Consider the following 21,830-nt stretch of genomic DNA (forward strand, 5'->3'; position numbering starts at 1 on the left):
CGGGACGGTGGCCGCGGTCGGGAGCTCCGGCCGGGAGCCCCCTTGAGGAACCCCGGCCGGAACCCGCGATCAGTCCACGACGGTCGCCCCGGGCGCGGGGGCGAGCGCGACCCGTGCGGCCGGCCCGAGGGTGGCGGCGATCTTGGCCGCGGTGTCCGCGTCGGGCGCAAGGAAGGCGCAGGTCGGTCCGGAACCGGACACCAGGGCCGCCAGCGCGCCGGCCTCGGTACCCGCGTCCAGGGTGTCGGCCAGGCCGGGCCGCAGCGAGACGGCCGCCGCCTGGAGGTCGTTGGCCAGGCAGCCGGCGAGCGCGTAGGGGTCGCCGGAGCGCAGCGCCTCGACCAGGCCCGGGTCGGCGGCCGGCTCGGGCACCTGGCCGGCCAGGTCGCCGTCCCCGCCCTCGCGGCGCAGCCGGTCGCACTCGCCGTACACAGCGGGGGTGGACAGGCCGCCGTCGGCGACCGCGAACACCCAGTGGAAGCTGCCGCCGACCTCCAGCGGGGTCAGGACGTCGCCGCGCCCGGTGCCGAGCGCCGCGCCGCCGAGCAGCGGGAAGGGCACGTCGCTGCCGAGCTGCGCGCCGACCGACCGCAGCTCCTGGGCACTGGCCCCGAGCCCCCACAGCCGGTCGCAGGCCAGCAGCGCCGCGGCCGCGTCGGCGGACCCGCCGGCCATGCCGCCGGCCACCGGGATGTCCTTGACGATGTGCAGGTGCACCCGGGGCTCGAGGCCGTACCGGGCGGCCAGCGCCGCCGCGGCCCGCGCCGCCAGGTTCGTGCCGTCCAGCGGGATGCCGTCGACGCCCAGCCCTTCGGCGGTGATCCGCAGCTCGGGCGCGGGGGCCGCGACGACCCGGTCGTACAGTCCCACCGCGAGGAAGACCGTGGCCAGGTCGTGGAAGCCGTCGGGGCGGCGCCCGCCGACGGAGAGCTGCACGTTGACCTTGGCGGGGACCCGTACGGTGACGGCCCCGTCGACCGGGTCGGCCTGGTTCCGCACGGCCGGCACGGGGCTCGGCGAGGGCGCGGCTTCCGCGGGGCTCGCCGGGCCGGCGGGGCTTGCGGGACTCAGGGGGCTCGCGGGACTCACGGGCAGGGACTCCTCGGGACGTACGGGCACGGCCACACCGTACACATCACGCGGGCCGGTGCTCGGCGATGGCGGCGAACTCCGCCACGGACAGCGACTCGCCGCGCGCCTGCGGTGACACGCCAGCCGCCAGCAGCGCGGTCTCGGCGGCCGCCGCCGACCCAGCCCAGCCCGAGAGGGCCGCCCGCAGCGTCTTGCGGCGCTGCGCGAAGGCCGCGTCCACCGCCGCGAACACGTCCGTCCGGGAGGCCGTGGTGGCCGGCGGCTCGCGCCGGACCAGGGACACCAGGCCGGAGTCCACGTTGGGCGCCGGCCAGAACACGTTCCGCCCGATCGCTCCGGCCCGCTTGACCTCGGCGTACCAGTTCGCCTTCACCGACGGCACCCCGTACACCTTGCTGCCCGGCGTCGCGGCCAGCCGGTCGGCGACCTCGGACTGCACCATCACCAGCGTCCGCTCGATGGTCGGGAAGGTGGCCAGCATGTGCAGCAGCACCGGCACCGCCACGTTGTACGGCAGGTTCGCCACCATCGCGGTCGGCGGCGGCCCCGGCAGTTCGTCCACCAGCAGCGCGTCGCGGTGCACCAGCGCGAACCGCTCCGCCCGCTCGGGCAGCCGCGCCGCCACCGTGGCCGGCAGCGCCTGCGCCAGTACGTCGTCGATCTCGATCGCGGTGACCCGGTCGGCCGCCTCCAGCAGCGCCAGCGTGAGCGAGCCGAGCCCCGGGCCGACCTCCACCACGACATCGTCGGGGCGCACCTGCGCGGTCCGCACGATGCGCCGTACGGTGTTCGCGTCGATCACGAAGTTCTGGCCGCGCTGCTTGGTCGGCCGCACCCCCAGCGCGGCGGCCAGCTCACGCACGTCGGCCGGCCCGAGCAGGGCGCCGGGGTCTGTCGTACTCACACCGCAAGGCTAACGGGCGGGGTGGGCCGCTCCTGACCCGCGCGGCGGCCGGGGCCAGGAGCTGGGGCTTTGAAGGAGCCGCGGGTCTTCCGGGGGTTTTCAGTAGCGGGTTTTCAGTAGCCGAAGGCGCGGGCCGTGTTGGCCGCTATCGCGGCGGCGAGGGTGTCCTCGTCCGCACCGCGGGCCTCGGCCATGGTCCGCAGCGTCAGCGGGATCAGGTAGGGCGCGTTCGGCCGGCCCCGGTAGGGCGCGGGCGGCAGGAAGGGCGCGTCGGTCTCGACCAGCAGCCGGTCCAGCGGGGCGACGGCGACGGCGTCCCGCAGGTTCTGCGCGTTCTTGTAGCTGACGTTGCCGGCGAAGGACAGGTAGTAGCCGCGCTCGGCGCACACCTTGGCCATCTCGGCGTCGCCGGAGAAGCAGTGGAACACCACGGTCTGCGGCGCGCCCTCCTCCAGCAGGATGCGCAGCACGTCGTCGTGCGCCTCGCGGTCGTGAATGATCAGCGCCTTGCCGTGCCGCTTGGCGATCTCGATGTGCCGGCGGAATGAGTGCTGCTCGGCGGCCACGCCCTCGGGCCCGGTCCGGAAGTAGTCCAGGCCGGTCTCGCCCACCCCCCGCACCTGCGGCAACGCGGCCAGCTCGGCGATCTCGTCGATCGCGGCGTCCAGCGCGGCCGTTCCGCCCGCGGCCCGCTCCCCTTGCCGCGACCAGTTGTCGGGATCGCCCAACAGGATCCTGGGCGCCTCGTTGGGGTGCAGGGCCACCGTGGCCCACACGTTCTCGTACTCCTCCGCGGTCCGCGCCGCCCACCGCGAACCGGCCAGGTCGCAGCCGACCTGGATGAGGGTGTCCACCCCGGCCGCGGCCGCCTTCGCGATCGCCGCCGCCACGGTGCCGCCCTGCATGTCCAGGTGGGTGTGCGAGTCCGCGACCGCGATCCTCAGCGGCTCGGGCGCCGGAGGGGCCTCGCCGCTGTCCTTCTTCTTCGCCATGGGTCCGATCCTAGGGTCGGACCCGGGGGTGGTACGCGGGGCTTTTCGACCGCAGCCGTTCGGGTAGCCCGGTGCGGCTGCGGACGGGCCGGCCTCGCACGGGCGGCCGGCCCTCGGTGCCGGATCCCAGGGACGGGGACAGGTCCCTGGTTCCGCGCCCGCCGTATCGGCCGGTATTGGCCCGGTAGTCGGCGGACGCCTGGGCGTCACGGACGGGCGACGCCCATGAACGCGACGCACTGGACGAGCGTCACGGGGTGAGCAGTGTCGTGGGTAGGCGGTGTCACGGGGTCAGGCGCCAACTCGGCCGCGAGGGGTCCTCGTCCTTGGGGGGCAGCGCTTCCTTGCGGCGCAGGAAGTGCAGCGTCGGCCAGTGCCGGGCCCGGTGAACGCCGCGTTCGGCGTGCTCCACCGACCATCGCGACGCCACCGCGCCCGACACCTGGCCGGAGCGCATGATCCGCACATGGTGCCCGTCACAGTTCTCGCACGTCGGCCGGGTCAGGGGCGAGGGCACCGTGCGGCCGCCGGCCAGGTACGTCACGTACGGCCGCCCGGTCGGGTCCGTGTGGTGCTCGATCTCGTAGCTCTGCTCCCACCCGTAACCGCAGTTCATGCACGCGAACGAGTACGCCTCCGTACCCTTCGCCCCGCCTCCGCTGCTCCTGCCTACGCCACTGTCGGTGCCTATGGTCTCGCTCATGGCAGCTCCTGCGCGCCCTCCGGGCACCGTGCCCGGACCGGGACTTTCCCACCCCCAGCGAACGCCTCTCCTCCCCCGTCCGTCCCCGCCGTTCCCCACTCTTGGGCCACATTTGGCCTCTTTGTGGAAGATGGCGCTTATTGTTTTGCCCTGTCCCAAGTCTAGGCACCCCCCGCACCCCGGCCACCCACCCGCGCACGCCCCCAGATGAACGCGAGCCGCATCCCCGGGTAACACGGGATGAGCCCCAGCCGATCGAAGCCCGCGCGGCGATTGAGCGCGGCCGGTGGGCGTACCCGAGCGAAATCACGCCCGAACGGGCAAGGAGCCGCACAAAGACAAACCCGCCCGGCGATTGAGCGCAGACCAACGGCGTACCCGCACACAGTCACCGCGGCCTACGCCGCACGTACCCCACGAGCCCGCGCAGCGCTCGAGCGCAGCCGTGACCGCTACGAGGCCGAGCCGCTCCCCCGCTTGTCCGCCACCACCGCGTCGAAGACGACCCGCTTCCGTACCCCCGCCTCCGTGGCCACCGCGGCAATCGCCTCCTTGCGCGCCTCCCCCGCCTCCTCCCGTGCCCGGACCCTGCGCACGAGTTCCTCGGGCTCGACGGAGGCGGGCGACGCGGGCGCCGCACCCTCGACGACAACGGTGATCTCGCCCCGCACCCCCTCGGCGGCCCACACGGCGAGTTCCGCGAGCGGGCCGCGCCGTACTTCCTCGTACGTCTTGGTGAGCTCCCGGCAGACGGCCGCCCGCCGGTCCGCGCCGAAAACCTCGGCCATGGCCGCGAGGGTGTCGTCGATACGGTGCGGGGCCTCGAAATAGACCAGGGTGCGCCGATCGGCGGCGACCTCGCGCAGCCGGGCGAGGCGTTCCCCGGGCTTGCGCGGCAGGAAGCCCTCGAAGCAGAACCGGTCCACCGGCAGCCCCGAGACGGCCAGGGCGGTGAGCACCGCGGAGGGCCCCGGCACGGCGGTCACCGTGATGCCCTCCTCCACAGCCGCGGCTACCAGCCGGTAACCGGGATCCGACACCGACGGCATCCCCGCGTCCGTGACCAGCACCACACGCGCGCCGTCCACGAGCGCCGCCACCAGTTCCGGCGTGCGCCCGGCCTCGTTCCCCTCGAAGTACGAGACCACGCGCCCGCGCACCTCCACCCCGAGCGCCTGCGTGAGCCGCCGCAACCGCCGGGTGTCCTCGGCGGCCACCACGTCCGCGCCCTCGAGTTCGGCGGCCAGCCGCGGCGGCGCGTCCGCCGGATCCCCGATCGGGGTCCCGGCCAGCACGAGCACACCAACGGAATCGTCGCCACGGATCTCGGTCACCCCGCCACCGTATCCGCCCGCCGGATCCCCACCGTCCTCACGCCATCTCGCCTCCCCGCTCACCGCCTCCTCTGTGGCACCCCCGGCCGTACCCGCCCGCGCACCGCCGGGCGCCTCGCCGACTGACCCCCGAACCCCGAAATCCGCCCCCTCCCCGGGCCGCCCACCACCACCCGCGGCCCCTCCCCCGGCCATGACATGCCGCGGATACGGGACAATCTCCCCTCGCCCCTCGCACACCTCATCGCAATCTCAGGCGGTTTCCCTACGATGGCCCGGTGACGAGTGAGACCGCGACGGAGTCGACGCTGCACCGGGCCGACGAGGGCGCCCCGGACGAGGCGGCGCAGGAGCAGAGCCCGTGGGCGCGCCGGCTTCGCAGGTTCGGGTACAGCGAACGGCCGCGCCGGGACACGCGCGAGCGACTGGTCCCTCCGTTCCCCGAACCGGGCACCCGGGTGTGGGAGAGGCTGGGCCTCGGCCCGGCGCTCGCCCGGCGTGCCGCGAAGGCGACCGGCTGGCTCGGCCCGCTGCTCGTCGCGGTGCTGGCCGGCGGCCTGCGCTTCTGGCACCTGGGCAGCCCGCGCGAGGTCGTCTTCGACGAGACGTACTACGCCAAGGACGCCTGGTCGCTGCTGAAGCTCGGCTACGAGGGCACCTGGCCGGACGGCAAGGTCGCCAACCCGCAGATCCTGGGCCACCCGCAGACCATCCCCTTGTCGGACGCACCCGGCTACGTGGTGCACCCGCCGATGGGCAAGTGGGTGATCGCGGTCGGCGAGTGGATGTTCGGCCTCAACCCCTTCGGCTGGCGCTTCATGATGGCCCTGCTCGGCACGCTGTCCGTGCTGATGCTGTGCCGGATCGGGCGCCGTCTGTTCCGTTCCACCGCGCTGGGCTGCGTGGCGGGTCTGCTGATGGCCGTGGACGGCCTGCAGTTCGTGATGAGCCGGATCGCCCTCCTCGACTTGGTGATCATGTTCTTCGCGCTGGCCGCCTTCGGCTGCCTGCTGATCGACCGCGACTGGGCCCGCGCCCGCCTGGCCGCCGCGCTGCCGGTCAACGAGGACGGCTTCGCGGGCCCGGACCAGTACGCGGCCTCCCGCACCGGCCTGGGCTGGCGGCCCTGGCGGATCGCGGCCGGCTTCTTCCTGGGCCTGGCCGCGGCCAGCAAGTGGAACGGCCTGTACTTCCTGGCCGTCTTCGCCGTCATGACGGTCGCCTGGGACATCGGCGCCCGCCGCCTCGCCGGAGCCCGCCGCCCGTACCTGACGGTCCTGCGCAAGGACGCCGGCTGGTCGCTCCTCTCGCTGTTCCCCACGGCCGTGGTGACGTACCTGCTCACCTGGACCGGCTGGTTCGCCTCGGACAACGCCTACGGGCGGCACTGGGCCGATCACCGGGGCGGCACCTGGTCCTGGATCCCGGCCCCGATCCGCAGCCTGTGGCACTACGAGGTGCAGGTCTACGACTTCAACGTCAACCTGCACACCCCGCACCCCTACCAGTCCAATCCGTGGAGCTGGATCGTCCTGGGGCGCCCGGTGTCGTACTACTTCGAGTCCCCGAAGAACGGCCAGGACGGCTGCCACACCGCCTCCGGCTGCTCCCGCGAGATCCTCGCGCTCGGTACTCCCCTGCTGTGGTGGTCCGCCTGCTTCGCCCTGCTCTACCTCCTCTACCGGTGGATCCTGCGCCGCGACTGGCGGGCCGGTGCGATCGTGACCGCTGCCGCCGCGGGCTGGCTGCCCTGGTTCGCCTACCAGGACCGGACGATCTTCTACTTCTACGCAGTCGCCTTCGTCCCCTACCTGTGCCTGGCCGTGACCATGATGATCGGCGCCTTCCTCGGCCCACCCGGTTCCTCCGAGTCCCGCCGCATGTGGGGCGCGGTCGGCGCGGGCACCCTCGTCCTCCTCATCGTCTGGAATTTCATCTATTTCTTCCCGATCTACACCGGCATGACCATCCCCTACTCGGGCTGGCAGGCCCGCATGTGGTTCGACTCCTGGATCTGACCAGGTCGGCGCCCTGGCGCGGGGCCCTGTGCCGGTACGCCGGCCCGGGGCCCCGCGGTCGTTGTTGGTCGTCCTCGGTGGCCCTGGGCCGTCGCCGGACGGCCCACAGACGGCCCGCGCATACACCACTGAGATCCATCGCGCGGCGTTGCTCAACGATCCGAGGGATGGAGGGCTTGCGTCCCCACACACACTTTGCAGGTGTTGGCACAGAGTGAGGAACCACTCCTTATCGTTGGTACGTGGCACGCTCCGAACCCAACGCACAAGAGCCCAACACCATGGGGCAACTGGAACGCCCTCCATGGACGCTTCCGGATATACCTACCGGCAATCAGGCGGTCTGGCGCTCAGCACGCCTGCTTAGCGACGAGCCAGAAAAGCGCTGGACTTTCACATCAATGATTCACAGGTCACTGGCTTGCAGCGAGCACGGACTGAGTTTCACCTACGAGAACTTGAGCAGGTGGGATGACGTCATAGCCGCCTTGGTCATCGGCGAAAAACTACGAAGCAGAGGAATCGCCGGGCTCTTAGGCTTGAATGTCGCCCTGGGATTCGACATATTCGACGGAGCGCTACGTTCCCCAGACGGCCGACTAACGAGGGCACGCAAGGGCGAACCATTCAGAGGCCGACACTCAGTGGCGGCCGAGCGATGGGACCCGAAAGAAGACTCAATAATATTCGTCAACAACTGGGGAGCTAGGTGGGGGAAAGACGGAAAAGGTAGCATCTCGCGGGAATACTTCGAAAACCACGTCGACTCCGCGGCGCTACTGAGACCGGCATGGATCGGACCGTCACCGAAAATGGACAATCGAATCCGCGAGCTATCGAAAGAAAGGAACAAAGAACTTAAAGATCCGGATATATATCTCGATGCCTGGATGACTCCAAATCGCCCCAGCCAAGAACCAGCAACTCGGAATGGACACCGAGTCGAACTAGCAAAGAGGATGCTCTACCGCTTCTCGGACAATACCCCACTCGAAGTGGTCGAGGCTCGCGAGAATGGACGCTTTGTCGGCCGCATGCACATACTGCATAGCCGAAAGCAACGAATAAGCTCCATCGAAGAACTTTGGATTCACCCAGCAGTGCGACGGCAGGGACATGGCAGCACATTGACTGCGTATGGCGTGCTCTTGGCCAGAAGGTTCGGATCAAGGCTCGTCCGCCTCCTGCTTCACGAGGCAGACGCGAGTGAACTCGGAATCGAGCGAGCAAAAAAATTCGCAGGTAGTCTTGGCTGCGAATGGATGGAATACGGGAGAACTCGGCCCAACTGGCGCGGCCAAACAGTTCTCCAAGTCCCGCCTGCTAGCATCCACCACGCTCAAGGCGAAGACGATTAGGAGCAAGATGACCACAGTATTCATCACACCACCAAACCCGTATGACTTCGAGCTTTCAGAGCTGACGGAGTTGGCGGAGACCCTGCAAACCGAGGACCGCAACTCATCGATTCAGGTGAAGCCCCAGAGCGAACGCGGATACGGCGCCGACGCAACAGAATGCATCGACTTGCTCATATTCATAGGCGGAGCCAGCGCTAAAGGAGCCCTAGGCTATGCCAGCGGGGTAGTAGTCAAGAAGACAATCGAGTGGGCACGCGATCGCTGGAAACGTGATAGAGAAGAGAATACCGGACTGGAGCCCCGCCCTAGAATGGTACGAGTTATCTGGGGACCCAATGGTGAGGTGATAAGGCGAGTTTCGATAGATCTTCCAGACGGCGAACCTGTCGATACCGATTCCGACCGCCCGTCTTAGGCCGCCGCGCACCTCCAGTATGGACGGTACAATAGTTCGTAATCATCGAGTGAACGGAGTGTGTTCCGTAAATGGGCCCGAAAACGGCGAAGGTCTACGCGACGATTCGTGCTCGCCTTGCTGGAGGCGAACTTATGCCCGGCGATAAGCTCCCCTCCGAGCGCGTGCTGGTAGAAGAGCTGGGAATCGGCCGCACCGCCCTCCGCCAAGTCCTTGCGCGGCTTGTCGCCGAGGGCGCCCTAGAGGTCCATGGGCGGAGCTCTTACCGCGTCCCAGGCAGACCAACCGTAGAGGCTCCGGGCGGGCTTGAGCGCTGGCAGACGCACGGCAAGCAAACCCTCTACGACAACCGATGGGTGCGGCTAGAACTGTGGGACGTCGAGCCGCCCGGGGTGCAGCGGTTTGACCATCATGTGGTGACGTTGCAGCGGGTATCGATCGCGGCTGTGCTGGACGATCAGGATCGTGTGCTGATGCTGTGGCGGTACCGGTTCGTGCCAGATCAGTTCGGGTGGGAACTGCCGGGCGGGATCGTGGATGCCGGCGAGGACGGTCTGACGACCGCGCTGCGCGAGGTCGAGGAAGAGACCGGATGGCGGCCAGCAGGGCTTGAGCACGTCGTGACGTTCCAGCCGATGATCGGCATGGTGGACTCGCCGCACGAGATCTACGTCGGGCGCGGCGCCGAGAAGGTGGGCGAGCCGACCGACCTGGAAGAGGCAGGGCACGTGCAGTGGGTCCCACTGTCAGACATTCCAGGTCTGATGGCCAAGGGTGACCTGATGGGTTCTGGGACGCTGGTTGCGCTGCTGCACGTCCTCGCTAACCGAGCCAAGTACCCCGCTACAGGCGAGAGCTGAGCATGTCGATGCGCCGCATCTGACGGACCGAGCCGGTGCGGTTGGCCAGCAACCGGGCCTGCCGTAGGTGGGCATCGGCTTGGTCGTACTCGCCGCGCGCCAAGTGCGCGTGCGCGAGGTCGTACCGCACGCCGGCCTGCGCCCGCACGAACGTAGGGTCCAGTGCTTTCAGCCCCGCGTACAACCGCCCCACCGCTTCGTCGTCGCCGAGCATCGCCAGCACGTTGCCCTGCCACCGAGCCAGGTGTGTGCCGTTGAGGAAGATGCTCAGCATGTCCGGGTCCCTGTCTTCGGGCCCTTCCGGAATGGCCGCAGTCGCAGCGTCCAGCGCACGCCGGCAGTCATCCGGTCTGCCTGCTTGCGCACACAGTTCCGCCTCGGCTGCCCACAGCCACGCCGTCAGCCGTGCCGAGGCCCGTCCCGCGACCGTACGCCGCGCGTCTCTCACGAGGTCGACGCCCAGCGCCGGCCGCCCGGCCTCGCACAGCACGTATGCCTGCTCAGCCATCGCATGGGCCAGGTACATGGGCGCGTCGGCATCCTGCGCCGCCCGCTTCGCCAACTCGTAGTGTCGCCAGGCTCGTTCGACCGCGCCCGTGTCGAGTGCCTGCCATGCGGCCAGCGTTGAGGCGCCCGCAAGGGCCAGCGCAACCGGCTGCCGCGTACCGGGCAGCACCGCGAAGTTGAGCGCGTCTTCCAGCGCCGCCAGGTGCCCCGTCATCTGGTCGACCAGCCCCGCGGCACCCATCTGCCGGTCGAACGTCCGCAGAAGCTCCGTCTGGTCGTTGAAGGTGTTGACCATCGACTCGCTGACGCTGCTGGCCTTATCGATCCGGGCCAGCAGATCGGCGTAGCCGTCCGCCGCTGGCGGTGCCTCCCGGTGGGCGGCCCCCCGCAGTTCGGCATCCGTCACCCCGAGCAGGCCGCGCAGGATGGCCGCGTAGCGGTCGGAGATCGGGCGTCGGCCGTTCTCCCACTCCGAGACGTAGACGCGCAGGCTCGCCCTCGACGCCACGTCCGCCAGATGGCGGCGCGCGTACAACTCGATCTCGGCAATGAGGCGGTCCTGCGACCACCCGCGGGCCCGCCGTGCGTCCCTTAAGCCCTCACTCACGGCCACCCTCCCCAGCTATCGACGGTTGGCCGCAACAAGCATGCCTCACATCGCCGCAGCTCAAAAGGGGTTAACCCCGGAGTTAACTGCCCTGGTCATGCGGGGTTGTTGGCTACCGGCTCGGCTCTTTGCGCGGTGTTCTGGGGATGCGCCGGACACGGCGGGGCCACTCATCCGGCCTCACCGCTTGACTCTGGTGCGCACCAGATGTCAGTCTTCTGGTGCGCACCAGATGGCGAAGCGATTCGCCTGACGGTCTGTAGGAGCGTGCCTGAACGTCCGGTCACGGACGGGAGGGGAGCGCTGGTTGCTTGAGAACTGAACAGGGTGCTGCTCCAGCCACCTGCACTCGGGTGGTCGATGGAGCCGCCTCCAGCCCAGCAGTACCAGGCTCGGGAGGCCGCCCGGGGTGAGCCCCGGGCCGCACGTCGCCGGTCGTGGATAACCGGTCCCGGGCCACCAACCTCCCGGGGGCGAGAAAAGGGGCGCTGTCCACCGAGTCACCCGGGAGTGGACAGGGGTCGCGCCAATGGCACGGCCAACGATCACGCCGGTTCCCAGACCAGCGAACCAGCCGAGAGGAGACCCGCAATGGGTCGCCGACATACGCCGGGCGCGGCCGGGACCTGACCCACTGGCCGTGACCCTCCGCGTCACGTGCGCGCCACCGACCGGCCGGCCCACGGGCCCCTCCGGTCGGTGGCGCGCCTGCGTCGAGCACGCACGCCCCCCGACATGCCGCTAGGGGTGTCGGGGGGCGTGGCTGCTCGAAGCCGCTGAGCAGCAGCGTCACACAGCGGACGCACCCCGGTGCCTGGCAGCGTGCGGGGTGCGTCCTTCGATCCTTTGGAAGGACCAGAAGTGAGCTTAGGCACTGTCGAGATCGTCTCGTTCGGGTATCTGCACGACGCTCCGCCGGCCGCGCACCTGACCGTGGACCTGCGCGAGCACTTCCGCGACCCGCACGTCTCACCGGAACTGCGGTACATGACCGCCCTGGACGAGCCGGTACGGGTTGCGGTGATGAACACCCCGGGCATCGCCGACCTGGTCACCTCCGTGGCCGCGGCCGTCACCGCATTCGCCTCGGGCCCCAGCGCCGGCAAGGTCACCGTCGCCGACGGATGCGCCGGGGGCCGACACCGCGCACCCACCTTCGCCAACGCCCTGGCCGAGCGCCTGCGGGCGGACGGCCACACCGTCACCGTGCACCACCGCGACCTGGCCAAGCCCGTCGTCAACCGCTGACCCGAAAGCCTCGCCCTGTGTTGCCCAGTCGCCCCCCGGCCACGGTCGGGGGGCGGTGGGGAGCGCCGGGAAACCCCGCTCCGCCCGTACATACACGGCCCCGCCGCAGTGCTGGAACACCGCGACGGGACTTGACCACCCACCTGACCGATTTCAGGAGGCGATCCGTCATGGATCGTATCGACGTTTCCCCGCTGGCCCCGCTGGGCCTGGACGACGAACAGCACAAGGAACTGTCGGACAAGGTCCGTGAGGCCAACGAGCGATCCGAGAAGGGCAGCGGCCGGTGAACCCGGGCATCTTCGCCGCCCTGTTCGCCGCGCTGTTCATGGCGCACTCGGTGGGTGACCACTGGGTGCAGACCCACGCTCAGGCCATGACCAAGGGCCGTCCGGGGTGGCCCGGCAGGCTCGCCGACACCCGCCACGTGGCCACTCTCACGATCACGAAGTTGGCCGTGCTGCTGCCGACCGCCGTGCTGCTGGGACTGCACCTGTCGGTGTGGGGGCTGGTGGCCGGTCTGGGGGTGGACGCGGTCACCCACTGGTGGGCCGACCGCCGCACCACCCTCGCCGCCCTGGCCGCTGCTCTCGGTCTGGGTGGCTTCTACTCGCTGGGCACTCCGGAACACCCCGCCCACCCGGTCACCGCCAACGGCAAGCCCGCGGCGCACCTGGGAACCGGCGCGTACGCGCTTGACCAGTCCTTCCACCACCTGTCGCTGCTGGTCGCAGCCCTGCTCATCACCCTCATCTGACTCTTCGCCTACTGCCCCGGACCGGCCGCACATCCGCCCATGACACCGGCCGGTCCGGGCCCACACCCATCCCCGGAGACTTCCCATGTACGACTTCATCGGCCCCCACAAGGCCACCGATACCGCTGATTTCCTCGAACTGGCCCTCGGTACCCCTCTGGAGCTGTGGCTCGGGGTCGAGGACGAGAGCGATGAGGAGCGCGCCGCGCGCGAGGCTGCGGCGCGGGACATCCTCGCCGACGACCCCACCCTGTTCGACCGCACCACCGCGCTCGCGGTCGAAACGATCGGCCGCACCATGCCGGAGCTGCTGGCCCTGGCCCCCACCAACCGCCCGGCCGTGGCCGTGCGCCGCCGCACCTCCCGGAAGGGAGTTGCGGCATGAACGCCGAGACCTTCACCGGCCCGACGCTCGCCGAGGTGAGCGAGCCGCTGCTGGCGCTGCGGGCGCTGCTGTCGGAACACTCCAACCTGCCCGCCGGGACCATCGGCGTCACCAGCCTCTTCCCCGACCGGCTGGACGTGAGCCTGCACAACGACCTGTCGGCGTTCGAGACCTGGCGCTCGAGGCTGGGCATCGACCCGCACACGGTCACCTGCCGCACCCAGGGCAACGGTCGCACGTGGGTGCTCAAGGCCACCTGCGACTACGCGGGCGTACGGATCGAGCTGACCGGCTACTCCGACGTGCCCGAGCAGGCGGGGGGCGAGCAGCAGTGAACTCGCACTTCATACTGCGCCGCGCGCTGCTGCTGGCCGCCCGCCGGGTGCGGCTGCTGGCCATCCTCGCCGGTTGGGCGTGGCTGCTGGGCATCCACCCACCGGTCATCGTCCGGCTGGTGCTGGTCGGCGTGTTCGTCGTCGCTCTGGTTCTGGATCTGGCCGCCGATGCCGGGATGCGTCCCGGGCCGGTGCAGCTCACCGGCTGGGGCCGACCGGGAGGTGATGAGCGATGAAGGCCGCGGTGAAGAGGCTGCTGACCTTGTTGCCGGCCGTTGCCATGACGGTCGTGTCCATGGTCCTCACGCTGGCCGTGATCGTGATGTGGCTCGGGGCGTCCATGCCCTGGCAGGTGGCCCTGGTGGTCGGCCTCGGTCTGGACGGCGGATGGCTGGCCACCCTGTCCTACGAACGGCGCCTTGCCGCGCAGGGCGACCACTCCGCCGCCGTGACCGCCGTGGGCTGGTGCTTCGGCCTGCTGGCCACCGGCGTTCTGGTGGCGCACGCGCTGGGCGAGTCCTCCCCGGGCGCATGGCTGGCCGTCGCCTGGCTGCCGATTGCGGCCAAGGCGCTGTGGCTGGTGCACGGCATGTGGGAGCGCACCGCGCTGACCCCGGACGCGCTCGCTGCGATCCGCGGTATTCAGCAGGAAGCCCGCGACACCGCGGCCGTTGCCCGGGCCCGGCTGCGGGCCGAAGCGACCGCCGAGGAGACCCGGCTGACCGCCGTGACGCAGGCAGGGGCCCGTATCGCGCGTGTCCAGGCCAGGACCGCGGCGACCCTGTCCGGTGCGTGGTCGACGCTGGAGAAGACCCGAACCGGACAAGACACCGGGCAAGCTCTTGCCAGTGTGACGACCGCCGTGACGTGCGAGTCACAGCCCCGGTGGGAGTTGCCCGTCTGGGGCCCGGTCGACCCCGTACCGGCCCTGGACGCACCGGCGAACGCGCACCGGGAACACGTCACCGCCCCCGTCACCGGCGCTGCCGAGCCAGTGTCCGGTGATGGTGGTGCGGGCGTCACCGGTGCGGAGGTTTCCGCAGCTCACTCCGGTCACGCTCCCGTCACCAAGCCCCGCACGGAACACGTCACCAAGCCTTCTCGCACGCCGGTCACCGGTTCGGGGAAGGTGGCGCGGCGCATGAGCCGTGACGAGCGCCGTGACGCCGTGACTGCGCACCTGCAAGCGCACCCGGATGCCACCGTCACCGACCTGCGCAAGGCGATCGGGGGCCGCCCGGAGACCCTGCGGGAACTGCTCGCCGAGGTCACCGCCCGCCGGCCGCTGTCCCTCGTCCGCCCCGGCAACGACGGCGAGCAGCCGGACACCCCCGCCGCCCTGTGACACGACAGGAGACCCATCCCATGTCCCCCCTGCCCGCACCCCACCAGCCCCCGGAACAGTTCGCCGACCGCCAGACCGAGGTGCCGATCCCGGCGGTGTACCAGCCGCAGCCGCTCACCGGATACCCGCCGCACGCCCCGCAGCCCGTTCCCTCGGTCACGTCGGTGGTCCTGCCCGATGGCCAGGTCGTCACCGGCTACACCACCGCACAGCCCGCGCCGCTCCCGGTGGTCGACACCCGCGTGTCGGGCCGCGCGAAGGGCGCCGCGCTGGTCATCGCCTCCGGCGGGATCGGTGTGGGCGGTGCGACCGCCGGCATTGGCTACGGCCTCGGTCTGATCGCCACCGCCGGCCCCGGACTGCTCACCGCCGCCATTGCCCTGGCCATCGCCACCGGATCGGCCACGCTGCTGCGCCTGCTGCTCGGCTCCGGTGCCCGCTCCGCTGACCGGTCGACCACGGTCGTCCACCAGCACGTCACCTCCCACGGCCTGTTCGGACGCGCCACCGGCGGCACCATCACCCGCCACTGACCTGCACTTCAAAGGAGCTGACCATGGGCTACGCCCGCTACACCGTGCATCGCAACGGTGAGGAGATCGAAGCCGGATACGCCGTGGAGGTCGTCTGCGAGGAGTCCGGCTGCGCGGAACCGATCGACCGCGGCTTGGACTTCCTGTGCGGCCAGACGCCGGGCGGTGACGAGTTCGGGTGCGGCGGCTACTTCTGCTACGCCCACCAGCACGCCGCGCCCAACGGTGAGTTCGGCCAGCGCTGCGCGCGATGCCTCCCCTCAATGGACGACGACGGCAACCGCGCGGACAACCCCGCCGCCCTGCTCGCCGCTGTCCGGGAGTACGTCGAGACCACCGACGACGACGGTATCCGCACCCGTGAACAGGTTCTGCGGATCGTCGGCCCCACCCCCGAGGAGGACAAGGCCCGATGATCCGCACCCACAAGGACGACCCGCCGCTCACGACCGTGGAAGCGGCCCGTATCGCACGTATCACCGCTCTGGCCATGATCCGCGGCGGCATCCTCACCACCGCCCAGCAGAACACCATCGATCGCATCCTCGACGGCGCCCGCAAGCGCGCCGAGCAGGCCGCCGCTGCTGCGGCTGGCAAGTGAATCCGCCCCGGACCGGCCGCACATCCGCCAAGACACCGGCCGGTCCGGGCCCACACCCTCCACAGGAGAGCAGGAACCCCAGCATGACCGAGATCATCGACCTTGACGACCACCGGGCCCGACGCGCCCCGGATCTGACGAAACCCGTCCCCGCCCCCGACTCCGAGCAGGCACCGCGGCCGGTCCTGGAAGGGGTCGTCATCCCCTCCGGCATCCCGGGCGCCGGCAAGGCCGCCGCGGGCCGGGCGGGGCTGCGCCACGCGGCCCGCACCGTGCGCGTGGTGGCCACCGACGACCGCACCCGGGCCGGTGTACGGCTTGCCGTGCGGCACGGCTCCTACGTGCTGGGCGGTACCCGCATCCTGGCCAAACGCGCCTGGGACGGGCGGACCGTTGCCCGGCACGAGCGGATGATGCGCGCCGCCGAAGCCGCAGGCCAGCACGAAACCGCGCTGGAGTGGGAGCAGCGCGCCGCAGCGTTCCGCAAGGAGCGTCACCAGCGCCGCATGGACCTGCTCACGGCCCCGCAACAGATCGTCAGGTCCGCTGCGGTCGGCACCGCCGGCACCGCAGGCGGACTGCTCGGGCTGGGCATGGTGCTGGCGATCGGCGAGCACGACCCCGCACAGGTCATCGCCCCCATCGTGTTCACCATCAACGCGATCCGCTGGGCCGTCCTCATCATCCACATGGTGTGGGGACCGGCCGTGCTGCTCGGCCCGTGGCTGGCCCTGCTCGGAGTGTGGAACACCGGCCGCAAGGGACAGGCCGCACCGAACTGGGCCCTGCCCGCGTCCGAGCAGGACTCCCGGGACATGGTCCCCGATGAGGGAGCGATCCTGGACGCGTTGCGGCACCTGGGCATCGGCCCGCTGAACCAGGCGTTCAAGGCCGGTTGGCAGGCCCGTTGGGTGCAGCCCACCACCCGCCTCGGCAAGGGCTGGCACACACAGTTGCAGCTTCCCCTTGGTGTCACCGTTGAGATGATCAACGGCAAGAAGGACGTCCTCGCCCACAACCTGCTGCGCCTGCCCGTCGAGGTCTGGCCGACCGAACCCCGCAACGCCCCCGGCACCCTGGACCTGTGGGTGGCCGACCAGGGCTCGCTCTCCGGTGCGGTCCCGCCGTGGCCACTGCTCACGGACGGCGCGGCGGACTACTTCAAGGGCGTCCCGGTGGGGGTCTCCCAGCGCGGGGAACCGGTCTTCGGCAAGCTCATGGCGTCCAACTACATGGTCGGCGGCATCATGGGCTCGGGAAAGTCCTCCCTGGTCGTGGGCCTGCTGCTCGGGGCGATGCTCGACCCGCTGGTCGAGATCGACGTGTACGTCATGGCCTACAACGTCGACTACGACCCCATGCGCGAACGCCTGCGCGTCCTGGTCAAGGGCGACGACGACGAGCAGGCCGAAGCCGCCCTGGAATCCCTGCGCGCCCTGCGGGATGAGGTCACCGAACGCGGCAAGCTCCTCGAAGCCCTGGGCGGGGACACCGTCAAGCTCACCCGCGAGCTGGCGCAGCGGGACCCGCGGATGCACCCGCGAGTGGTGGTCTACGACGAGTGCCACGAACTGTTCGAGCACAAGAAGTACGGGGCAGAGGCCGCCGAACTGGCCGTCAAGGTCCTCAAGAAGGCCCGCAAGGTCGGCATCACCCTGATGTTCGTCACGGTCTCGCCGACCGCGTCCAGCATCCCCAAGGATGTCACCCGCAACACCTCTCACCGGGTGGCGTTCGCGGTCGGCGACCACGTCGCCAACGACGGACTGCTGGGCACCGGCAAGCACCGCGCCGGCATCACCGCCACCACCCTCAACCCCGCCGAGAACATCGGCACCGCCCTGACAGTCGGGTTCACCTCGAATGCGTTCGAGCTGGTCCGTGCCTACTACGTCCGCAAGGACGCCGACACCGACCAGGTCACCCCCGTCGTCCAGCGCGCCCTTGCGCTGCGCCAGGGCATCACCCCCGCGACCGTGGCGGGCGGGCAGGACCGGGAGCAGGCTGACCCGCTTGCCGACATCCTGACCGTGCTCCGCGATGAACCCCGGGCGCGCACGACCGAGGTGTTGCAGCGGCTCGCCGAGCACAACCCCGCCGCCTACCGCGACTGGGGCCCCCGCGACCTCAAGCGGATCCTGGCCGAAGCAGGCGCCGAGGCACCCCTGCGCGACGGGTACGCGGTCGTCTCCCGCGACCACGTCCGCGACGCCATCAACAACCGCCACACCACCCCGGACGACAACGCAGAGTGACAGTGGGGCATGGGGTGGTCAGTGGAGTTCCACTGACCACCCCACTGAGCCCACCCCACTGGCCTTGACGTGCCACAACGGCACCCCAGTGGGGCAGTGGAGCACCCCGCCACGACCTGCGGAAACCCCCGAAAACACGGGTCCCGATGGGTGACCCCTGCCCCACTCCCTGTACGGACAGTGACGAATCTTCCGTTGGGAGCACACCGCACATGGACCACCCCACGACAACCACCACCGCCCCTGCCGAACCGCTGAAGTCCTTTAGCTTCGGCGGGGGCTGGCAGTCCATGGCTGCTCTCGTGCTGGCCGCGCGAGGTGAGCTGGACTACCGCACTTTCGTCATGGCCAACGTCGGCGACGACTCCGAGAACCCCGCCACCCTCACCTACCTGAACCGCTACGCCATCCCCTACGCGCAGGCGCACGGCCTGGAACTGGTCGTGGTCGATCGCGTGATGAAGCGGACCAAGGAAACCCGCACCCTGCTGCAAGACCTGACTCGTCCGGGCGGGATGTCGGTGAAGATCCCGGTGCGGATGTCCAACGGGGCCCCCGGCACCCGCTCGTGCACCGCACAGTTCAAAATCAAGGTCGTCGGCGACGAACTCCGACGCCGCGGCGCCACCGCCGACCACCCCGCAACCGTCGGGATCGGCATCACCCTGGACGAGATCGCCCGGGCCAACCCCAGCAAGCACGAACCGTACGAGCGGCTGGAATACCCCCTGCTGGAACGCGGCATCCGCCGCGCCGACTGCCCCCGCATCATCCGCACCGCCGGCCTCCCAATCCCGCCCAAGTCGAGCTGCTGGTTCTGCCCGCTCCGCCGCGCCGAGAGCTGGCAGGAGATGCGGCGTGCCGAACCGGAGCTGTTCGAGCGCGCCTGCGCGCTGGAGGACGAGCTGAACCGCCGCCGCGACGCGCACGGAAAGAAAGACCACGTCTACCTCACCCGCTACGGCAAACCCCTCCGCCAAGCCATCGCAGAAGGCGTCGACGCCCTGTTCGACCTCGAAGACCTCGACGACGTCGACAACGGCTGCGACTCCGGCTGGTGCTGGACCTGACCTCGCCCGGGACGGCCGCCCGCTCTCGCCAAAGATGCGCGGCCGTCCCGGCACCCCAGAACCCATCAACGGAACTGGAGACCCCAGCATGACCTATTCGGCGATCCGCGGCATGAGCGAGCATCTGCATGCCGCCTTGCGTCTGGCGGCCGAGGCCGTGCCCGTCCTGCCGCTGCGCAAGGGCAAGGTGCCCTTCGGGAACTGCCCCGCTTGCGCGCGCAACGTGTGCGGTGGGCGGCCGAACATGAAGACCCCCGGGCCCTGCGTCTGCCCGCGCCCGTGCCACGGCTGGGCCGCCGCCACCACCGACCCCCACGTCATCGACTCACCCGCCTGGGCGCAGGCGTGGCGCGACGCGGCGGCGGTCGCCTACCACCCCGGCGGCGCCGGCCTGACCGTCGTGGATCTCGACCACGCCGAAGCCATCGCGTGGGCCCGTGCGACCCTGCCCGCCACCCGCACCGTGCCGACGACCCGGGGTCAGCACTGGATCTACCGCGGGGCGATGCCCTCCGCCAACGCGGTACGGCCCGGTGTGGACATCAAATCGACCATGGCCTACGCCCGGTGGCTCGGGCCCGGCACCGGCACCGTCACGGCCCTGCCGGGGGCTGTGCGCGCCCTGGCCGTGAAAGACCCCGCCCCGATCCGGCCGGTGGGCGCGGGCGTGCCCGCGCCCACCGGGGGCGGCCCGTGTCGTCACCGCACGCCCGCCTATCTGGAGCGGGGCATCACGATGGCCGAGCAGCGCATCACGGCCGCGTCCAGTGGGGTGCACGCCACCGTCTACGCGACCTTCCTGGCGGTGCTGTCCGCGCACGGCCGGTGCGGCTGCCTCACGGACGCCCACGTGGCGCGGCTGTTCGCCACCGCGCAGGCCAAGGGCGAAACCGCCCGGCACTGCGCCGACGCTTGGACCAACGCGCGTGCCCGGTTGGGGATGTGACCGTGTCCGACGACGAGAAGAATCCCGCTCGCGAGGTCATCGCCGACTACGCCCGGGAGCACTTCCGGTACTTCCGCACCGCTGACGGGACCGTATATGCGCAGAAGAACGGCCACCCCGTGGCCCGGCCGATCCGCTCGCAGGGAACCACCGGCAGCCACCGGCAGGAACTCATGGTCGGCCTGTTCCGCGACGGGTACGGCGTCTTCAACGGCACCGCGCTGAAAGAGGCGCTGGACCTGATCGAAGCCCTCGCGCTGTCCGAGGACGTGCAGCCGGTCCACATCCGCGTGGCCCCCGGATTCGACGGGGCGACATGGCTGGACCTGGGCCGCAACGACGGACAGTCGGTCCGCATCCACCCCGAAGGATGGGACATCCTCACCCCCGACCCCCGCGAAGTCTGCTGGCGCCGCACGCAGCTCACCGGGGAACTCCCCCTGCCCGCCAAGGACACCGACGGTAAGGGCATCGATCTGCTGCTGAGGCTGTGCAACTTCGCCACCGCTCAGACCGAGTGCCTGGCCATCGCCTGGCTGATCGGCTGCCTCGAACCCTCCGTCCCGGTGCCCGCGCCGTTCCTCACCGGCCCGCAGGGCGCGGGCAAGTCCACCGGCGGACGGATGCTGATTCGGATCATCGAGGGCATGAGCGGGGACCTGCGCCGGGCCCCGAAGGACGAGGAGAACCTGATCGCCGCTGTCGCCGCCGGCTGGGTCACCGCCCTGGACAACCTCTCCCACATGACCCCGGACCTGTCCGATGCGATGTGCTGCATCGTCACAGGTGCGGAGAACGTCAAGCGGGCCCTGTTCACCGACGGGGACGTCTTCCGCGCCCGCTACCGCCGGCCGCTGCTCTTGACCGGGATCGACGTGGGTGTCATCCGCCCGGACCTGGCCGAACGGCTCCTGCCCCTGCGGCTGGAACGCCCCCGCGTCCGCCGCACCGAGGCGGAACTGTGGGCGGAGTACGCGGAGGTACTGCCCGTCGTCCTCGGCTCGCTACTGGATCTCACGGTCGAGGTTCGCGCGGTCGCCGCGGAGACTCCCACCGATCTGCGGATGGCGGACTTCGCCCACCTGTGCGCCCAGCTCGACGCGGCCACCGGCCTCGGGGCGCTGGGCGCCTACCGGGCCAGTCTGGACGACCTCAACGACGACGTGATCGAGGGAGACCTCCTCGCACAGACCGTCCTGCGCCATGCCGAGACCATCGCCCCCGGCACCGAGCAGCGGATGACCTCCACCGACTGGCTGCACTGCCTCAGCCGCCTCTACGCCGGCGACGAACTGCGCTCCCTGCCCAAAGGCTGGCCCACCACCGGCAAAGTCCTCTCCGACCGCCTCAAACGCCTCCAGCCCACCCTCGCCGCCCGCGGAGTCCTCATCGACACCGGCCGCACCTTCGAAGGCCGCTACCTCGAAATCGCACGCCCCGCCGCGCCTCCCCCACCCGAGCAACAGCGGGCGTTCTGACCGGCACTGCCGGCACGCGGACAAGCAAGAAGAGCACCACCCGCGCTGCGCCCAGGGTGCTCTTCTTGCTGTTCGGCCCATGGG

At 70.4% G+C, this 21,830-nt stretch carries 23 protein-coding genes; 17 read left to right on the forward strand and 6 right to left on the reverse strand.

Going from position 1 to position 21,830, the window contains the following annotated elements; genetic code table 11:
• Positions 1–69 precede the first annotated feature (69 nt).
• The 5 genes from ITX44_RS10835 to rsmI form a co-directional block, all read right to left on the reverse strand.
• Positions 70–999 carry a 4-(cytidine 5'-diphospho)-2-C-methyl-D-erythritol kinase gene (locus ITX44_RS10835; RefSeq protein ID WP_205357182.1) on the reverse strand — a complete coding sequence of 310 codons (930 nt, stop codon included), beginning with the start codon at positions 997–999 and terminating at the stop codon, positions 70–72.
• A gap of 136 nt (positions 1,000–1,135) precedes the next feature.
• Complete coding sequence (rsmA, locus tag ITX44_RS10840; RefSeq protein ID WP_205356901.1) at positions 1,136–1,996, reverse strand: 16S rRNA (adenine(1518)-N(6)/adenine(1519)-N(6))-dimethyltransferase RsmA; 861 nt, start codon at positions 1,994–1,996, stop codon at positions 1,136–1,138.
• Positions 1,997–2,109: 113 nt separating this feature from the next.
• Positions 2,110–2,988, reverse strand: coding sequence for a TatD family hydrolase (locus ITX44_RS10845; RefSeq protein WP_205356902.1), 879 nt, complete (start codon positions 2,986–2,988; stop codon positions 2,110–2,112).
• Between the two features lie 283 nt (positions 2,989–3,271).
• A complete protein-coding gene (locus ITX44_RS10850) occupies positions 3,272–3,691 on the reverse strand; it encodes a hypothetical protein (RefSeq protein WP_372440872.1) in 420 nt (139 codons plus the stop codon).
• A gap of 452 nt (positions 3,692–4,143) precedes the next feature.
• On the reverse strand, positions 4,144–5,025 hold the full coding sequence (rsmI, locus tag ITX44_RS10855; protein WP_307795203.1) for a 16S rRNA (cytidine(1402)-2'-O)-methyltransferase: 882 nt from the start codon (positions 5,023–5,025) through the stop codon (positions 4,144–4,146).
• A 278-nt stretch (positions 5,026–5,303) separates the two neighbouring features.
• Here rsmI and ITX44_RS10860 point away from each other — a divergent pair, with 278 nt between their 5' ends.
• From ITX44_RS10860 to ITX44_RS10875, 4 genes are all read left to right on the forward strand, one after another.
• Complete coding sequence (locus ITX44_RS10860; protein WP_205356903.1) at positions 5,304–7,043, forward strand: dolichyl-phosphate-mannose--protein mannosyltransferase; 1,740 nt, start codon at positions 5,304–5,306, stop codon at positions 7,041–7,043.
• A gap of 242 nt (positions 7,044–7,285) precedes the next feature.
• Positions 7,286–8,401: a GNAT family N-acetyltransferase gene (locus ITX44_RS42585; protein ID WP_205356904.1), complete on the forward strand. Its 1,116-nt coding sequence runs from the start codon at positions 7,286–7,288 to the stop codon at positions 8,399–8,401.
• Positions 8,402–8,408: 7 nt separating this feature from the next.
• Positions 8,409–8,819, forward strand: coding sequence for a hypothetical protein (locus tag ITX44_RS10870; protein WP_205356905.1), 411 nt, complete (start codon positions 8,409–8,411; stop codon positions 8,817–8,819).
• A 71-nt stretch (positions 8,820–8,890) separates the two neighbouring features.
• Positions 8,891–9,679 (forward strand): GntR family transcriptional regulator, encoded by a 789-nt coding sequence (locus tag ITX44_RS10875; RefSeq protein ID WP_205356906.1) that lies wholly within the window; start codon positions 8,891–8,893, stop codon positions 9,677–9,679.
• Here the strand turns inward: ITX44_RS10875 and ITX44_RS10880 are convergent.
• Positions 9,663–10,793 (reverse strand): helix-turn-helix domain-containing protein, encoded by a 1,131-nt coding sequence (locus ITX44_RS10880; RefSeq protein ID WP_307795204.1) that lies wholly within the window; start codon positions 10,791–10,793, stop codon positions 9,663–9,665. The two genes, ITX44_RS10875 and ITX44_RS10880, sit on opposite strands and share 17 nt — an antisense overlap.
• Before the next feature lie 861 nt (positions 10,794–11,654).
• Here ITX44_RS10880 and ITX44_RS10885 point away from each other — a divergent pair.
• From ITX44_RS10885 to ITX44_RS10945, 13 genes are all read left to right on the forward strand, one after another.
• A complete protein-coding gene (locus ITX44_RS10885) occupies positions 11,655–12,041 on the forward strand; it encodes a RapZ C-terminal domain-containing protein (protein ID WP_205356907.1) in 387 nt (128 codons plus the stop codon).
• 328 nt (positions 12,042–12,369) lie between these two features.
• The gene (locus ITX44_RS10890; protein ID WP_236060425.1) at positions 12,370–12,798 is read left to right on the forward strand and encodes a transcriptional regulator; all 429 of its coding nucleotides are present in this window, start codon (positions 12,370–12,372) and stop codon (positions 12,796–12,798) included.
• Between the two features lie 85 nt (positions 12,799–12,883).
• Positions 12,884–13,183 carry a hypothetical protein gene (locus ITX44_RS10895; RefSeq protein WP_205356909.1) on the forward strand — a complete coding sequence of 100 codons (300 nt, stop codon included), beginning with the start codon at positions 12,884–12,886 and terminating at the stop codon, positions 13,181–13,183.
• Positions 13,180–13,518, forward strand: a complete 339-nt coding sequence (locus ITX44_RS10900) for a hypothetical protein (RefSeq protein ID WP_205356910.1) — start codon at positions 13,180–13,182, stop codon at positions 13,516–13,518. Before ITX44_RS10895 ends, ITX44_RS10900 begins: the two co-directional genes overlap by 4 nt.
• Complete coding sequence (locus ITX44_RS10905; protein WP_205356911.1) at positions 13,515–13,754, forward strand: hypothetical protein; 240 nt, start codon at positions 13,515–13,517, stop codon at positions 13,752–13,754. The genes ITX44_RS10900 and ITX44_RS10905 overlap by 4 nt, the downstream gene beginning before the upstream one ends.
• Complete coding sequence (locus ITX44_RS42985; RefSeq protein ID WP_372440873.1) at positions 13,751–14,863, forward strand: MFS transporter; 1,113 nt, start codon at positions 13,751–13,753, stop codon at positions 14,861–14,863. Before ITX44_RS10905 ends, ITX44_RS42985 begins: the two co-directional genes overlap by 4 nt.
• Positions 14,864–14,883: 20 nt before the next feature.
• Positions 14,884–15,396 carry a hypothetical protein gene (locus tag ITX44_RS10915; RefSeq protein ID WP_205356912.1) on the forward strand — a complete coding sequence of 171 codons (513 nt, stop codon included), beginning with the start codon at positions 14,884–14,886 and terminating at the stop codon, positions 15,394–15,396.
• A 23-nt stretch (positions 15,397–15,419) separates the two neighbouring features.
• The gene (locus ITX44_RS10920; RefSeq protein WP_205356913.1) at positions 15,420–15,812 is read left to right on the forward strand and encodes a hypothetical protein; all 393 of its coding nucleotides are present in this window, start codon (positions 15,420–15,422) and stop codon (positions 15,810–15,812) included.
• Positions 15,809–15,997 (forward strand): DUF6257 family protein, encoded by a 189-nt coding sequence (locus ITX44_RS10925; RefSeq protein ID WP_205356914.1) that lies wholly within the window; start codon positions 15,809–15,811, stop codon positions 15,995–15,997. The genes ITX44_RS10920 and ITX44_RS10925 overlap by 4 nt, the downstream gene beginning before the upstream one ends.
• A gap of 83 nt (positions 15,998–16,080) precedes the next feature.
• Complete coding sequence (locus tag ITX44_RS10930) at positions 16,081–18,252, forward strand: FtsK/SpoIIIE domain-containing protein (protein ID WP_205356915.1); 2,172 nt, start codon at positions 16,081–16,083, stop codon at positions 18,250–18,252.
• 212 nt (positions 18,253–18,464) lie between these two features.
• A complete protein-coding gene (locus tag ITX44_RS10935; protein ID WP_205356916.1) occupies positions 18,465–19,322 on the forward strand; it encodes a phosphoadenosine phosphosulfate reductase in 858 nt (285 codons plus the stop codon).
• Positions 19,323–19,434: 112 nt separating this feature from the next.
• Complete coding sequence (locus ITX44_RS10940; protein WP_205357186.1) at positions 19,435–20,268, forward strand: bifunctional DNA primase/polymerase; 834 nt, start codon at positions 19,435–19,437, stop codon at positions 20,266–20,268.
• Positions 20,269–20,270: 2 nt separating this feature from the next.
• Positions 20,271–21,746, forward strand: coding sequence for an AICE element replication initiation protein (locus tag ITX44_RS10945; RefSeq protein ID WP_205356917.1), 1,476 nt, complete (start codon positions 20,271–20,273; stop codon positions 21,744–21,746).
• Positions 21,747–21,830 lie beyond the last annotated feature (84 nt).

Source organism: Actinacidiphila acididurans (assembly GCF_016918855.1).
Lineage (GTDB): Bacteria > Actinomycetota > Actinomycetes > Streptomycetales > Streptomycetaceae > Actinacidiphila > Actinacidiphila acididurans.